This is a genomic window from Paraburkholderia lebeckiae (assembly GCF_050436225.1).
Lineage (GTDB): Bacteria > Pseudomonadota > Gammaproteobacteria > Burkholderiales > Burkholderiaceae > Paraburkholderia > Paraburkholderia tuberum.
This window is the reverse complement of record NZ_JBNDLU010000001.1, coordinates 1,856,228-1,869,964: the sequence shown is the minus strand read 5'-3', so window position 1 is coordinate 1,869,964 and position 13,737 is coordinate 1,856,228. Positions and strand designations below refer to the sequence as shown.

The window sequence follows — 13,737 nt, the reverse complement described above, 5'->3', positions numbered from 1 at the left end:
ACGATTGGCTTGGCGCGGCTCAGTCCAGGCGCGGCTTGAACGCATACTGCCCAATCTCGCCGCCGCGCGCGACCACCGCCGTGCTCTCGGGAATTTCCTCCCAAAAGCCCGGCAAGTCCGCGAGCGGCTCGGACAACACGAGGAACGCATTCTCGCCGGCCGTCTTGATGCGCTCGTCGTCGGGATACAACTCGCGCAGATGACGGAACGACGTGCTGTGAAACAGCGAGCGCGACTGTCCTTCGCTCGAATAGCGGACCGCGATGATCTGCTCGCCGTCGGTCGCGCACACGGTCATGTTCAGCGGTTCATCCACGCCATGCCGGCGGCCGGTGGCTTCGACGAATCCGACCATCCGTTCGAGCGCGGTGACGGGCGCGAGCTCCAGCCCGAAGGTCAGCGCGAGAAAAAACAGCACCTCGGAATCGGTCGAGCCTTCGATGGACGGGAACAGATCGGGGTCGATCTTCACCATCAGGTCGCGGCGCACCGCCGGATAGTTGCGCACCAGGCCGTTGTGCGCGAACAGCCAGCGGCCGTGGCGGAACGGATGACAGTTGGTTTCCTGCGACGGCGTGTCGGTCGCCGCGCGCACGTGCGCGACGAACAGCGGCGAGTGGATTGCCCGCGCGGCCTCGCGTAGATTGCGGTCGCTCCACGCGGGCTGGATGCAGCGGTAGCGAAACGGAATGTCAGTGGGATGTCCATACCAGCCGATCCCGAAACCGTCGCCATTGGTGGTGGTGGCGCCGAGCCGGGAATGCATGCTCTGATCGATCAGCGAATGCCGGGCATTGAACAGCACGGTTTCGAGTTGAAGCGGATTGCCGGTATAAGCGAGCCAGCGGCACATGATTGATCTCCTGTCGGTTGCGCGTGACAACCCTACACCACCCGCGGGCGGGGTTCGTAGGACCAAAGTCCGATTGAGGCAGACACCGTACCTGTCACTATGCCAGTTGGCGTTTAGGTGCTTCCGTGCCGGGCATCGCTTTGAGCTTGCACCGGCCTGATCTGTAGAGGCAGAACGCGCATGAGCCACTTTCTGGACAGGTTACGTTACTTCACGGCCCCGCGTGGATGCTCGCGAGGCGCATCCTGTTCGTGGCACCTCTATATGCCAGCCTGCTTTTTTGCTGATGGAGGTGCCGATGAAACGCCGTGAACTGTTGGTTGCGCTGGCCGCAGGCGCGCTCGCCGAGGGTTCTACCGGCCTGGCGCAGGCAAGCCAGGCGAATTTCACCGGTCAGATCGATCTGCCCAAGCCCAACCTCAAAGGCACGATGTCCCTCGAAGAAGCCATCGAGAAGCGCAGGTCCGTGCGCAGATTCGCGCCAAAGCCGCTGCCGGTCGAGGCCATTGGCCAACTGCTGTGGGCCGGGCAGGGCATCACCAGCTCGGACGGCAAGCGCGCGGCTCCGGCGGCCGGCGCTTTGTACGCGCTCGAACTTTACGTGGTCGCCCCCACGGAGGTGATGCACTATCTGCCTGATGGCCACCGGGCCGAGACGCGGGCGACCCACGACCTGCGCCCCGAGCTGAGAGCACTGGCGGTCAACCAGGCGTCCGTCGAGGCGGCCCCGGCCTTGCTAGTGGTGGCCGCCGACCCCAGTCGGCTGACCGCGAGGTATGGCGGGAGGGCGAATCTGTATGCCGATCTCGAGGTCGCGCACGCGACCCAGAACATGCTGCTCCAGGTCGTTACGCTTGGGCTCGTCGCGGTGACCGTGGGCGCCGTCGACGGAGCGCCGGCGGCGCGCAAGCTCGGCCTGCCTCACGGCCAGACCGTCGTCTATCTGATCCCGGTAGGTTTTCCGGTCTAAAGTCATTGCGCGAGGCAGGATGAGTTCGATCGACGTCGGCCTCCATGAGGCGATCCAGCGATATCTGGGGCAGGACGAGAAATACGAGCAGCGGGCGCGACTGGCTGAGGGTCCCGTTTTCCAGTTTTCTGGGGAACCTGCGCAATCGCGGCGATGACCCGAACGAGATATTGAACGAACAGGCCGACGCGGCCGAGCATGAAATAAGGAATTTCCGGACCGTACGCGATGCGTTCAGAGAGTCGCTCATCGCGGTCGTCTGACACGCGGGCTCGAGGACTGCGGTCCTTGCCGGTGCGACGGCGTGCGCGAACATCGATGCACCGGCCAGCAGTGCGGCAAACACGAACTTCGAAGGAGCGGGTATCGTGTGTGCCATGTCAACTCCGCGTGGTGCCTATGAAACCGATTCTCGTGCGCTCGACCCTGGCGGAATATTCGAAGCGTCGTGCTGTCCGTTTCGCGATGACGGTGATCGCGACGATCATGGCCGGATGCGTTTCCTCCTCACAGCCGACCGGTCATGTCACGCCTTCGCAAGCTTCCGATGCGAAGGCGCTCGACCAGGCGGTCGCCAATCCACAACGCAGTCAGACTGCCCGGGCGCGCGACGTCTATCGTCACCCGGCGCAGACGTTGCGCTTCTTCGATCTGAGTCCGACGCAAACCGTGCTGGAGATCGCGCCGGGCGGCGGGTGGTACACGGACATTCTGGCGCCCTATCTGCACGACGCGGGTCACCTGTACGAAGCGCAATATCTGAGCACGTCCGCGGAGCTGGCCGCGGAAGACCAGTCAATCGATGCAGAGTATTTGCGTAAGCTCGCGGGCACCCCCGCGATCTACGGAAACGTCGTGGTCGGCACATTGCACGCGGGCCAGTTTTTCGGCTTCGATGCACACGAGCGGTTCGATCGCGTGCTCACTTTTCGCAACATTCACAACTGGATCAAGGATGGGCAGCTCGATGCCAATCTGCGTGCGTTCCATGACGCGCTGAAGCACGGGGGCGAACTTGGCGTGGAAGAACATCGCGCCCGGCCCGGCTCGACGGTACAGCAGATGATCGATACCGGATATGTGACTGAAGCTTTCGTGATTGAACGGGCACAGGCGGCCGGCTTCGTGCTCGCGCAACGCAGCGAAATCAACGCGAACGCGCGAGATACGAAAGATTATCCGCATGGCGTATGGTCGCTGCCGCCGGGCTACGCGGGCGGTGACGTCGACCGCTCGCGCTACGCCGCAATCGGTGAATCGGATCGCATGACGCTGAGATTCGTCAAGCCTTAGCGTGTTCTACGGGCGCCAGCCGCGAGCGGTAAACGGCCGACGCGTTGGGCTGCGCTCGGTTTGTTGCACGACCCGTAGTAGCGTCTCGACACAGTCCAGCGCGTCCGACAGTCGCCCGAGCACGATCAGCGAGCGGGCCGCATCGAGATGACCGTGAAACATCGCGTCGCGCGGTCCGGCCCGTTCCACCATGTCGATGAGCTGCCTGATCTCGGCCTTGACCCGCGCGCAGTCGGCGGGGCAGTAGCGGTCAATCCAGTTGCGCAGTGCGCGGATCAGCACCATGCAATCGTCGTACTCGCACTGCACGCTATTCATTGTCACCTCGGCCGTATCCCGCTCGGTGCCGCAAGCGGGATGCCGACTCTTCCCAGCTCAGTCTCATTGCCCGTTGGCGATCTTGCAGATCGCACGACTCCGAAGCTCGATCGTCCATCGCGGCCCCAATTTGGGGAAAACCACCCCGAATCTCGCCCGCGTCTGTGAATGAAGCAAGCGGCGCGCCACGTGTCGCCCGGCGCTCCGCATCATTGCTAGAGCGGGGCGCGGCCATGTTCTCGCAGTTCGGGCTCGAAGAATATCCATCGTGCGGCTGGAAAACGCGCCTTCAGGTCGTTCTCGATTCGGTCGATCGTGCGCACCATATCGCTTGCACTGTCGTGTGGTTCGAGTTCAGCCTGAATCGCAATCACCAGGTCCTCCGACCATTTCAATGCGATCAGACTGACGATGCGGCGAACTTCGTTGCGCTCGCTCAGCCACGTGCGCATTTCATTGCGTACGCGCTGGTGCGCCGATTCACCGACGAGAAGCGATTTGATCTCGCGCATCGAGAACAGGGCCGTGGCCATCAGCACAATGCCGACGCCGACACTGCCGAGCGCATCGTAAAGCGGATTGCCGGTGAGAACGGTAGCGCCGATTGCGATCACGGAGACGAACACTCCCGTTACCGCGGCGGCATCCTCGCTGACCGCGAGCATCACGGAAGGCCGGCCGCTTTCCCTGAACCAGCTCAACAGCCCCCTGGCGCGATGCCGGGGCTCGATCGTGCGAATGGAGGCTCTGAGGGCGACTGCCTCGATCACGCCGGACACGCACAATACGCCAATCGCGAGCAGAGGGTTTTCAAGCCGAGAGTGATGGATTGCTCGAAAACCGCCTATCGCGATCGACGCAACACCGCCGAAGATGAAAAGCTGCATCGCCACCAGCATTGCATAGACATAGGTCTCGCGACCGAACCCGAGTGGATGTTGCTCGTCGGGCTGGGCGCGCGCCGCGCGATGACCGACGAGCAGGGCAAGCTGGTTCAGGCAGTCCGCACTGGAGTGGACGGCTTCGGCGAGTGCGGACCCCGAGTTGGTATAGAGCGCGACGGCGAATTTGCATGCGGCTACAGCGACATTCGAAGCCAGGGCGTAGTAGACCGCGCGTGGCGCAGATGATGTTTGCCGCCCTGACCCGGCCCTCATGACCCTATCTCCCTATTCGCCTCGAACCCGGGCGATTCCCGACCTTGCAGAATGAGCAGCAAGAAGCAGACCTCAAATCGCGACCGCAGCCGGATGTGGCGAATTGCTGACGTGGCGGGCATCGAGAAACCCGACGGCAGCGTCCCGCATCAGCGAACTCACGCCCTCCTCCCCGGAGGGAGGGCGGTGTCCATTCCATCTTGACCCACTCCGGTCAGACAACTTTCTCCAAACCGGTCAGTCGGCCAAATCCAAATTTCGCAAACTGGAGTGCCACTAAGCGGCCGTTGGCGACCTCACCCAATCGGCCATGAACGGTCATTCGACAACAGTGTCGAGATCATCGAAAATCCTCGGTGGAACGTATCCCCGATCACCTCACCCACAGGCCGCACTAACCATGCATGGAAATCCGACCTTGGTAAAAGTACTCACGCGAAAGTCTTTAATTGTTTTCATCGCGATGATTGCCGGCGTTGCTCAGTCGGCGGTACCAGGATGGTACATATTTCGCGCTGCAAACGCGGGCATCATCGATGCGTCAGGATGGACCAACGCTCATTCCGAGGATGGGAAATTTTCTATCCGAATGCCGGGTTTGTATTCGGATAAAACCGTATGGTCCACGCCGACGTATGATGCGCCGGTGACCTCTGCAGAAAGCATTGTGGCGCGTTCGCCAAGCGGTCTAACTATTGTGGCTAGCCGCATTCAGTACAGCGAGCCCACAGCGGCTCGGAAGCTCTTCGATAAGCACCAGGCTGAGCCAGTCGCGAATAAAGACTCATCGCGTCAGAGGCTGCGCGTCTTGGGCTTGGACGCGGTAGACGACATTCGTCACGATTCGAAAGCTGGAGTAGCGGTGATCGAGCGCCGAATTCTTGATGGCAGTGAGCTATTTCTATTGGTGGCAGTCGGTCCTTGGAACGCTCAAACGGACGATGCTGTGTCGATCGCATTCGGTTCGTTACAGATCGAAGATTCGAGCCCGCTAGTCGTCGGGACCCGTCCAGCAACTGCGATGCCTATCCCCTCAAGTTCGAATGAGTAGAGAAAACGCCGCACCAGAAACCTCGACGTTTGCATGCTTACGAGATGCGCCTCAAGTCAAATGGCCGCTATGGCGAAATCTGAAGGGCCGTTGTGGGTCGGGCTGCGTCAGTCCGCTCTTCAAATTCATTGCCGGAAAGCGGCCAGTGGAATCTCGCGGTCTGGAAGCGGCCAGTCGGCAGTGCGTACTCCCGACCCACAAGCGACAGTCAACATTCCCGACAGCGGTCATTGGCGACACCAAGTCAGCGGCAGTTCGCCCTACGGAAACAGGGGCTGGCTTACCGGCATACCCATCCCATTGATCGAGTCAACCAGCTAGGTGCTTAGCAATTCTCTGAACCGATGGGACATTCGGAGCACTTTTCGCTGGCAAATCATGCGGACACCACGGACAGGGCAACATCCGGACCCATTCGAGAATCACTTGGCTCGATTCGCCGGGCAGGTTTTTCATTTCTTCGATGGTTATTTTGAGCTTCGCAACCCTTCCCGACCCATCCTGACAAAGCCAATCGTAGTTACCAAAACCGACGCGTGCAGCACCTGATACCTTCTCGGTCATGCATACGAGCCAATTGCAGCGGAATGTCGTTTGGTCGTCTGGCGGTGTGCCCATGCATAGCGTGTAGATGTTTTCGTAGCGCTGCGCGAACTGGCTCACCAAAACAGCCGAAATGTTGTCCACGCCTTTAACCAAGGTTGGAAACGATATTTCTTCGGTTTTGACTTCCATCACAAGCTCGGCGTCAACCATGAATGCGCTGTGCATCAAATGCGGCCGGTTTCCGTCTTTCGCATGAATATAAGTTTCAATCGACTGTCGTAGCAACGTCATTTCGGCATCCAGAAGCGAAGGGGTCTTCTGTCGCGCAGTCTACCGTGATCGGCTCACACCGCAATTGATGCCCCTACAGCGTCACGGAAATGCCGGATTTGGCAGATCGTTAGCTGGTTCGAGAGCACAAACTGGTGACGAAAATGAATGTCTCTTTCTGGGCCGGGATGAGGCAGTACCACCGGCAATTCGCTCGCCGGAAACCGGCCATTGAGCGAGGGCGTACGAGATCTTCGCTGTCCAAGTTGGATGGCGACCTCGACCGGCGGCTCGTGGCCGGCTGTACTCATTGACAGAAGACGCCCGGAAGCGTTCCAAAGCGGCCCGCTATGCTTGAACGTCAAGAATGATCGACGATATTTGCGTTCATATCAGCTTGACCGGCCAGTCGACCGACGCTCGTAATGCCGCACCAGCTTACTGATCTCGGCATCGGGTGATCATTCCGTTGATCCGGGTGAAGACAACAACGGGCAAGGGAATGCCGCAGCAGCCAGTGCAGCCGGGCATTGAACAATTGGCCGCGCCTCTGCGCTGTCGAACTCAATCCTCACCGGCGTCATGAGAACCCAAGCTATCGCTCTTCCCGATCAATTCTCTCGCGATGGCCTCCGCGCGCGTCATGTCATCGTCAGGCGCTGGTGCGGCGTTTGCATCTGCCTGCGTGATGGCGCTGGCGCTGGTGCTTAGCGCTCCGTCGCGTTGATGCGTATCGACCGACACTGTCATCGAGAGGCCGACTCGCAACGGATGCGCGGCGAGTTCCTCGGGGTTCAGCGAAATGATGACGGGCACGCGCTGAACGACCTTGATCCAGTTGCCGGCCGCGTTCTGCGGCGGCAACATGGAAAAGGCGCTGCCCGTTCCCGGTGACAGTCCGCCAACCCGGCCGTGAAATACCACGTTCGATCCGTAGAGGTCGGCGACCGCGGAAACCGGCTGGCCGATACGCAGGTTGCGGACTTGTCCTTCCTTGAAGTTGGCCTCGATCCACAACTGCTTGACGGGCACAACCGTCATCAGCTGTGTGCCGGCCGCAACCGGCTGGCCGATCTGCACCGAACGCAGAGCAATGGCGCCTTCGACCGGCGCAACGAGTGTCGTTCGCGCGTTTCGGACATACGCAAGCTCCACTTGCTGTACTGCTTGCATCACGGCCGGATCGTCTTCGATTCGGCCCGAGCCGCTCGCGGCGAGTCCGCTTGCAAGTTGACTGCGGGCCGATGCAAGATTGGCCCGCGCAACTTTCACCGCTTCGTCCGCCCGCGCATACTCTTCCCCGGAGACCACTTCCACCGTTGCGCCCGAGCGCGCTTTCAGGCTCTGTTCGGCAAGCGCGAGCTCCGCGGCGCGCGAGTCGACGGCAGCCCGGTACATGGCGTTGGAGAATCTGGCGCTGCGCGCCTGCCTCACCGCGCGGATCAACTGTGCCTCGGCCTCTTGCAGCGCAATGCGCGCCTCGGTGTCGTCGAGCCGGACAAGTGGTTGACCGGCCTTGACGTACTGCGTATTGCCGACCAGCACTTCGCGCGCCGTGCCTGCAATCCGCGCGGCGATTGGCACCACATTGCCGCTGACATACGCATTGTCCGTTTCCTCGACATAACGCCCAGAGACGAACCAGTGCACGCCCGCCGCAACCGCCGCCATCGACACGACGCCGAACAGCAGCGCGAGCCGCCGGTTCCGGCGGCTGACCTTCGTTGTGTCGCGCTCCGTCATCGGCACGCGTTCGCCAAGCAGATTTTCTGTACTCATGAGGCCTGGCTGGAGGAGGGAAGGGAAGAAAAGCGGCTATCGCGGCGGATATCGCTGATGTTTTCGCGCGACTCCTGATTCGCGTGGCTGGCCGGCGAAGCGGCCGAGGGGCTGCTTGCGGTCGCATCGAACCCACCGCCGAGCGCCCGGATCAACGCGATATGAGCGTCGCGTCGTTGCCCGTTGAGTTCGAGAAGACGCAACTGATCATCGAGCCGCATGTCACGCAGCGCCAGCACGTCCGCCTGCTGGACGAGGCCACGGCGTTGCCGTTCGGTGGCGACGGTGAGCATCCTGTCGCGCGCCGCGACTATCTGTGTCTGTGCGTCGATGAGTGCGGTGAGGTTGCGCATTGTCGCGATGGAACGGGCGACCTCGGCCAGCGCGCCGTCAAGCGTCTTGTTGTACAGCGCGATCATTTCGTCGGCTTGCGCGTAGTCGCCATGCAGTTGCGAGCGCAGACGCGCGCGGTCGAATACCGGCAACGAAACGGCAGGGCCCAATGCGAAGAAGAGCGACGCGCTCGAAAACAGCGAGCCGAGGCTGAGCGACGCCAGGCCGCCCGCCGCGGACAGATTGATGTTCGGATAGAACGCCGCGCGCGTTGCCGCGATTTTTGCGGTCGCGGCCTGCACGCGCAACTTTGCGGCGACGACGTCCGGGCGCCGGCCGAGCAGGTCGAATGGCAGATTCGCGGGCACGGACATAGCAGCGGCGTCGGCGTTGGCGAGCGTCGGGCGCCGCAATGCGAGGCCGCGTTCCGGTCCCTCGCCAGTCAGGACACCGATCTGCAATTGGGTTTGCGTGATCGCGTCGTCGATCGTCTGCAATTGCATGCGCAGCGTGGCCTGCTCGATACGTGCCTGCTGTGCGGCGTAGGTGCTGTCGATTCCCCTTGCCTCGCGCGTGCGCCGGATCTCATCGAGTTGGTCCGCTTGTTGCCGCTTCGCCGCAATCAGATCCCGCTTGGCGTATTCGTCGGCAAGACGGCCGTATAGCGTGACCAGCGACGTGGTGATGATCAGGCGGGCCTGCTGTTCTTCGACATGCGCAGCGTCGCGTGCGGACACGAGCTCCTGGGTCACGGCGCGGTTCCTGCCCCACAGGTCCAGGTCGTAGTTCGCACCGGCGATAACGCTCGCAGGCGAGACCCACGGATCGCTGAAGAGATTGATGGGAACCGTGGTGCCCGCCACATTCACGTCCGCCGCGCCGTTGATGGCTGGCATGCGCGCTTTGTAGGCCGCGGCCGCGACGCCGCCCGTGAGTCCCGTGCCCGAAGCGAACTGGTCGAGTTGCGATTGCGCCTCGGCCAGACGCGCGCCGACGACCTGGATGTCCGGATTGCCGGCGCACGCCTCGGCGATCAATGCATCGAGCTGCTTGTCGTGAAACGACTCGAACCATTGCGCTTGCGGCCATGCGCCGTTTGCGGTCTGCGCATCCTGCGCGGTCCGCGCGAGCGCCTCGGGGCCCGGCGAATGCATCGCAAGCGGATGGTAAGAGCTGTTGTCCGCGCAACCCGCGACCGCGCACAGCGCGCATAGCGAAGCGGTGGACACGAACGCCGTCCATAGGCGTTTTCGTGCGAAGCCGATGGGGCAAGAGTCGGTCGTCATCGGTCAGCCTTGTCCGAGCCGCGCCGCAAGCCGCGGGCGCGCCGTTTCGAGCGGACCGAGCCGGCCGAGAAGGCCGTCGACGATGCCGCAACCGATACTGGATAGTTTCGCCCGCTTGCCGGACTCGAAGAGCAGCACCTGGAAGACTTGCAGCAGCGTGATGAAATTGGGCACGAGCGCGACCGGCAGGGAGGGGACATATTGAACGCACAGGTGCATGCCGTTACGCGCCATGTAATAGCGTCGAAAAGCCGGGTGATTCATCGACGTGATGCGCACCGGGCCGAGACGATGTTGCCGTTTGTGGCCGATGCGATGTGACAGCGTGAGCCGCGGCTCGACATAGAACTGGACGCCGTGCAGCAGTGCGCGCAACGAATATTCGGTGTCGACGTGATCGATGAACAGCGCTTCCGCGAACGCACCGAGGCGCTCGTACGCGAGGCGCGAGACCACGCAACCGGAGGACAGCAGAAAGGAGCACGGCTGCAAGGATGCGTCCGCTTCGAACTCCAGCGTGCGGATCGAAAAGCCGTTGCTAACCATCTGCGGCAGGAAGTGCCTGACGTTCTCGTCGTAAATACGCGGTCCGATCGCGAAAGCTCGTGGGCCGAGCGCCTTGCATGACTCGAGCATCAACCGGAAGTAATCGGTGCTCACCTGCGAATCCTGATCCAATAGCGCGACGGCGCCGAGGCCGCGTTCGAACATCCGCGCAAGGCCCCGGTTATAAGCACCGGCAATGCCGCCACGATTCGCGTTGCAGAGATACTCCGCGCCGTGCGCGTTCAGCGCATCGGCCAACGCGCCGGAGGCCGCCGGCGAATTGTCGACGACCAGCAACGGCGTGCCGTGCGCGCAGAGTTCCAGCAGATGAGTCAGGTGCTCGGAAGTCGGGCGGTACAACACCACCAGCGCACCGAGCAGCGGCACTGCGTAACCGGCGCTGGCCGCAGCGCCGGGAGAGGAGATCGTCTGGCTCATGATCGTCACCCTGTCAGGAGTATTAATGTCCGGCGCGTTGGGCCGATACGCCGCGCCACGGTTTGGTGGCCCACATCAGCGCCGCGAGCGCGAGGCACACGAGGCTCGCCATGTAAAACAGGTCGTTGGTCGCCATCATGTACGCCTGTTGCTGAACGACATCGCGGATGGCCGCCAATGGGTTGGCGCCGAATCCGAGCGTTTGCAGCGACCGCGTGAAAAGACCGGTGCCCTCGGATGCCTGCGTGACAGATTGCGCAAGTGCGCCGTAGTGATGTGCCGCGCGGTTGTCCCACCAGGTCACGCTGAGGGCGGTGCCGAGCGCGGCGGACAGCGTGCGTAGGAAGTTCGACAGGCCCGATGCGGCAGCGAGCTTCTCGTTGGGAATGCGCGACAGAATCGCTGCGCTCAGCGGAATGAAAAAGCAAGGCAGGCCGATACCTTGAATAAACGTTGGCGTGACGATTTGCCAGAAAGACATCGTCAGCGTGAAGTGCGCGTCCCATGCCAGCACCGCGAAAAACACGAGAAAGCCGAACGATGTCACGACGCGGGCATCGAACCGGTCCAGAAAAATCCCTATCAGCATGGAAAAGACGAGGGCGAGGATGCCGAGCGGCGCAATGGTCAGTCCGGCCTGAAACGCGGAGTAGCCCATCACGGTTTGCAGCCACAGCGGAAAGATGACGCCGATCACCGAAAAGCTGACCATCCCGAGACAAATGATCGCGACGCCGAAGGAGAAAGTGCGGTCGCGAAACAGGTCGAGGTCGATGACGGGAAAAGGTTCAGCCGACTCCCAGATCAACAGGCAAACCAGCGCGAGCGCGGCGATCAACGACAGCGCAACGATCAGCGGCGAGTCGAACCAGCCGTGGTCGCGCCCGAGGTCGAGCACCGCCTGTAGTGCGCCCACGCCGACGACGAGCAGCACGATACCCATCATGTCGATCGGCGGCTGCCGGGTATCCGGACGCTCGCGCTGCAACAGCGCGGCGCAGGCCGCGAAGGCGAACAGGCCGATCGGCAGATTGATGAAGAAGATCCACGGCCAGGAGAATTGATCGATGATCCAGCCGCCGAGCACCGGACCGAAGATCGGCGCGAGCAGCACCGTCATTGCCCAGAGTGCAAGCGCGAGCACCCGCTTTTGCGGCGGAAACGAGCGCAACAGGATGGCCTGCGACAGCGGCACCATCGGACCTGAAAAGAGTCCCTGCATGGCGCGGCATAGAACGAGCAGTTCCAGGTTGCCGGCGATGCCGCATAGCAGCGACGTCAGCGTGAACAGCAGCACCGACCAGACGAAAAGACGCGCTTCGCCGATCCTCTGCGACAGCCATCCCGTCAGCGGAATCGCGATAGCCGCCGCGACCGAATAGGAGCTGATGACCCACGTCGCCTGGGAATTCGACACGGCGAGGCTGCCGGCGATGGACGGCACGGCGACGTTCGTGACCGTCGAGTCGAGCACCTCGATGAAGGTGGCGAGCGAGAGCGCGAAGGTCAGCAACGCGAGCCACGCGCCGCGCAGTGGCGGGGCGTCGCGGCCGCCGACGTCCTGTATGGCCATGCCTCTTGAAGTGCTCATGTGGACGGTATTTCCCGAAGCCGTTCAGGCGACCGAACGGATGCTGAGGTCGCCGCGCTGATCTGCGCAGCGTTCGATATATCGCGCGGCCGCCTCGCAGGCGTCGGGCGCTGCGTCGATGAGCCGTTTGGCGATCGTGCAACGGGCCGTCACGAGCTTGTCCGTGGTGACGCGCACGAGTGCCGAGGCCTGCGCCTTGCCGCTTGCAGGACTGTCGATGCGAAGGCCGCAGCCGCTTTTCGCCACGCGCTGCGCATTGTCGAACTGGTCGTGCGCGAACGGGGTGACGACCTGTGGGATGCCAGCCGCGAATGCGAGCGCCGCCGTGCCGATGCCGCCGTGATGGACCATGGCCGCGCAGTGCGGCAAGAGCATTCGCAAGGGTACGAAGTCGCGCACCAGCACGTCGCGGCGCGCGAGCGCCCGCGCTGCGGCGGTGCCGGCGAGCACGATCGCGCGGGCACCCGTACGGCGCACGGCTTCGTCGACGGCGCCCAGATAGGTCCGCTCGTCGATCCGCGAGGAGCCTGGCGTGAACACGACCGGACGTTCGCCCGAGGCGACGAAGGCGCGCAGTTCGTCGTCGAGGGCGTTGGGCGCTACATCGTTGAAGAGGGGAAAGCCCGCCATGAAATGATTGCGCGGCCAGTCGGGTTGAGCAGGGGCAAACCAGTCCGGGAACAGGCACAGCACGCCGTCGGGCGAGTGCAGCCACTCACCGAGTATGCGGCTCGCGGGCGCAAGCCCAAGGTTTTCCCGGACGTCGTTCAGGGCAGGTCCGCACGCCTTGTCGAGCACGCCTTTTTCGATCATTTCCATGCACTTTGCCCTGACGGGCAGCGGCAGCCACAACGGCACGGTCAGACGCTTGTGCGTGGGAGGAGCGCTCGCGGAAAGCAGCGTCGAAGGCGACACCTGGACCGATACGTAGGGCGTGCCATGAACCTCTTGCATCAGACGCGCGGCGAACGCCCACAACGAGCCGACCAGTATGGTGTCAGAGGTGGCGATCGCGGCGAGCGCATCGAAGTGAGGGCGGATAGTCGGTGCGATGACGGTCCATAGCGTGCGAAACGAGGTCCGCGGATTCCACAGCGCCGGGCTTGCAATCGCCCGCGCATACTCGTCCCACGTACCAATCGGCACGAACGTGAAGCCGTGTTGTGCCGCGAGCGCGGCGAATTGCGGATGCGTGCAGAACACGATCCGATGTCCGCGTTCTGCCAGGGTTCGCGCAATGCCGATGAACGGATGAACGTCGCCTGCCGAGCCGATTGCAGTAATGACGATTTGTGCCATGGTTTGC

Annotated in this window: 12 protein-coding genes; 3 read left to right on the top strand and 9 right to left on the bottom strand. The window is 62.5% G+C overall.

What is annotated here, in order from left to right; genetic code table 11:
- Positions 1-19: 19 nt before the first annotated feature.
- Complete coding sequence (locus OKW45_RS08740) at positions 20-853, bottom strand: class II glutamine amidotransferase (protein WP_018422973.1); 834 nt, start codon at positions 851-853, stop codon at positions 20-22.
- Between the two features lie 298 nt (positions 854-1,151).
- Between OKW45_RS08740 and OKW45_RS08735 the strand changes: the two genes are divergently transcribed.
- Positions 1,152-1,823, top strand: a complete 672-nt coding sequence (locus tag OKW45_RS08735; RefSeq protein WP_429467257.1) for a SagB/ThcOx family dehydrogenase — start codon at positions 1,152-1,154, stop codon at positions 1,821-1,823.
- Positions 1,824-2,222: 399 nt separating this feature from the next.
- Positions 2,223-3,116 carry a class I SAM-dependent methyltransferase gene (locus OKW45_RS08730; protein ID WP_429467255.1) on the top strand — a complete coding sequence of 298 codons (894 nt, stop codon included), beginning with the start codon at positions 2,223-2,225 and terminating at the stop codon, positions 3,114-3,116.
- Between the two features lie 6 nt (positions 3,117-3,122).
- Here the strand turns inward: OKW45_RS08730 and OKW45_RS08725 are convergent, their stop codons facing one another.
- Complete coding sequence (locus OKW45_RS08725) at positions 3,123-3,434, bottom strand: hypothetical protein (RefSeq protein ID WP_429467252.1); 312 nt, start codon at positions 3,432-3,434, stop codon at positions 3,123-3,125.
- A gap of 215 nt (positions 3,435-3,649) precedes the next feature.
- A complete protein-coding gene (locus OKW45_RS08720) occupies positions 3,650-4,591 on the bottom strand; it encodes a cation diffusion facilitator family transporter (protein ID WP_429467250.1) in 942 nt (313 codons plus the stop codon).
- Between the two features lie 418 nt (positions 4,592-5,009).
- On the opposite strand from OKW45_RS08720, the gene OKW45_RS08715 reads away from it, so the two are divergent.
- A complete protein-coding gene (locus tag OKW45_RS08715; RefSeq protein ID WP_429467248.1) occupies positions 5,010-5,642 on the top strand; it encodes a hypothetical protein in 633 nt (210 codons plus the stop codon).
- Between the two features lie 309 nt (positions 5,643-5,951).
- Here the strand turns inward: OKW45_RS08715 and OKW45_RS08710 are convergent, their stop codons facing one another.
- The 6 genes from OKW45_RS08710 to OKW45_RS08685 form a co-directional block, all read right to left on the bottom strand.
- Entirely contained in the window at positions 5,952-6,479 is a 528-nt protein-coding gene (locus OKW45_RS08710; RefSeq protein WP_429467246.1) for a hypothetical protein, read from the bottom strand.
- 543 nt (positions 6,480-7,022) lie between these two features.
- Positions 7,023-8,237, bottom strand: a complete 1,215-nt coding sequence (locus tag OKW45_RS08705; protein WP_429467244.1) for an HlyD family secretion protein — start codon at positions 8,235-8,237, stop codon at positions 7,023-7,025.
- On the bottom strand, positions 8,234-9,799 hold the full coding sequence (locus tag OKW45_RS08700; RefSeq protein WP_429467241.1) for an efflux transporter outer membrane subunit: 1,566 nt from the start codon (positions 9,797-9,799) through the stop codon (positions 8,234-8,236). The genes OKW45_RS08705 and OKW45_RS08700 overlap by 4 nt, the downstream gene beginning before the upstream one ends.
- Positions 9,800-9,859: 60 nt before the next feature.
- Positions 9,860-10,840, bottom strand: a complete 981-nt coding sequence (locus OKW45_RS08695; RefSeq protein ID WP_429467239.1) for a glycosyltransferase family 2 protein — start codon at positions 10,838-10,840, stop codon at positions 9,860-9,862.
- 22 nt (positions 10,841-10,862) lie between these two features.
- A complete protein-coding gene (locus OKW45_RS08690) occupies positions 10,863-12,431 on the bottom strand; it encodes a DHA2 family efflux MFS transporter permease subunit (protein WP_429467236.1) in 1,569 nt (522 codons plus the stop codon).
- A gap of 24 nt (positions 12,432-12,455) precedes the next feature.
- On the bottom strand, positions 12,456-13,730 hold the full coding sequence (locus tag OKW45_RS08685; RefSeq protein WP_429467233.1) for a glycosyltransferase: 1,275 nt from the start codon (positions 13,728-13,730) through the stop codon (positions 12,456-12,458).
- Positions 13,731-13,737 lie beyond the last annotated feature (7 nt).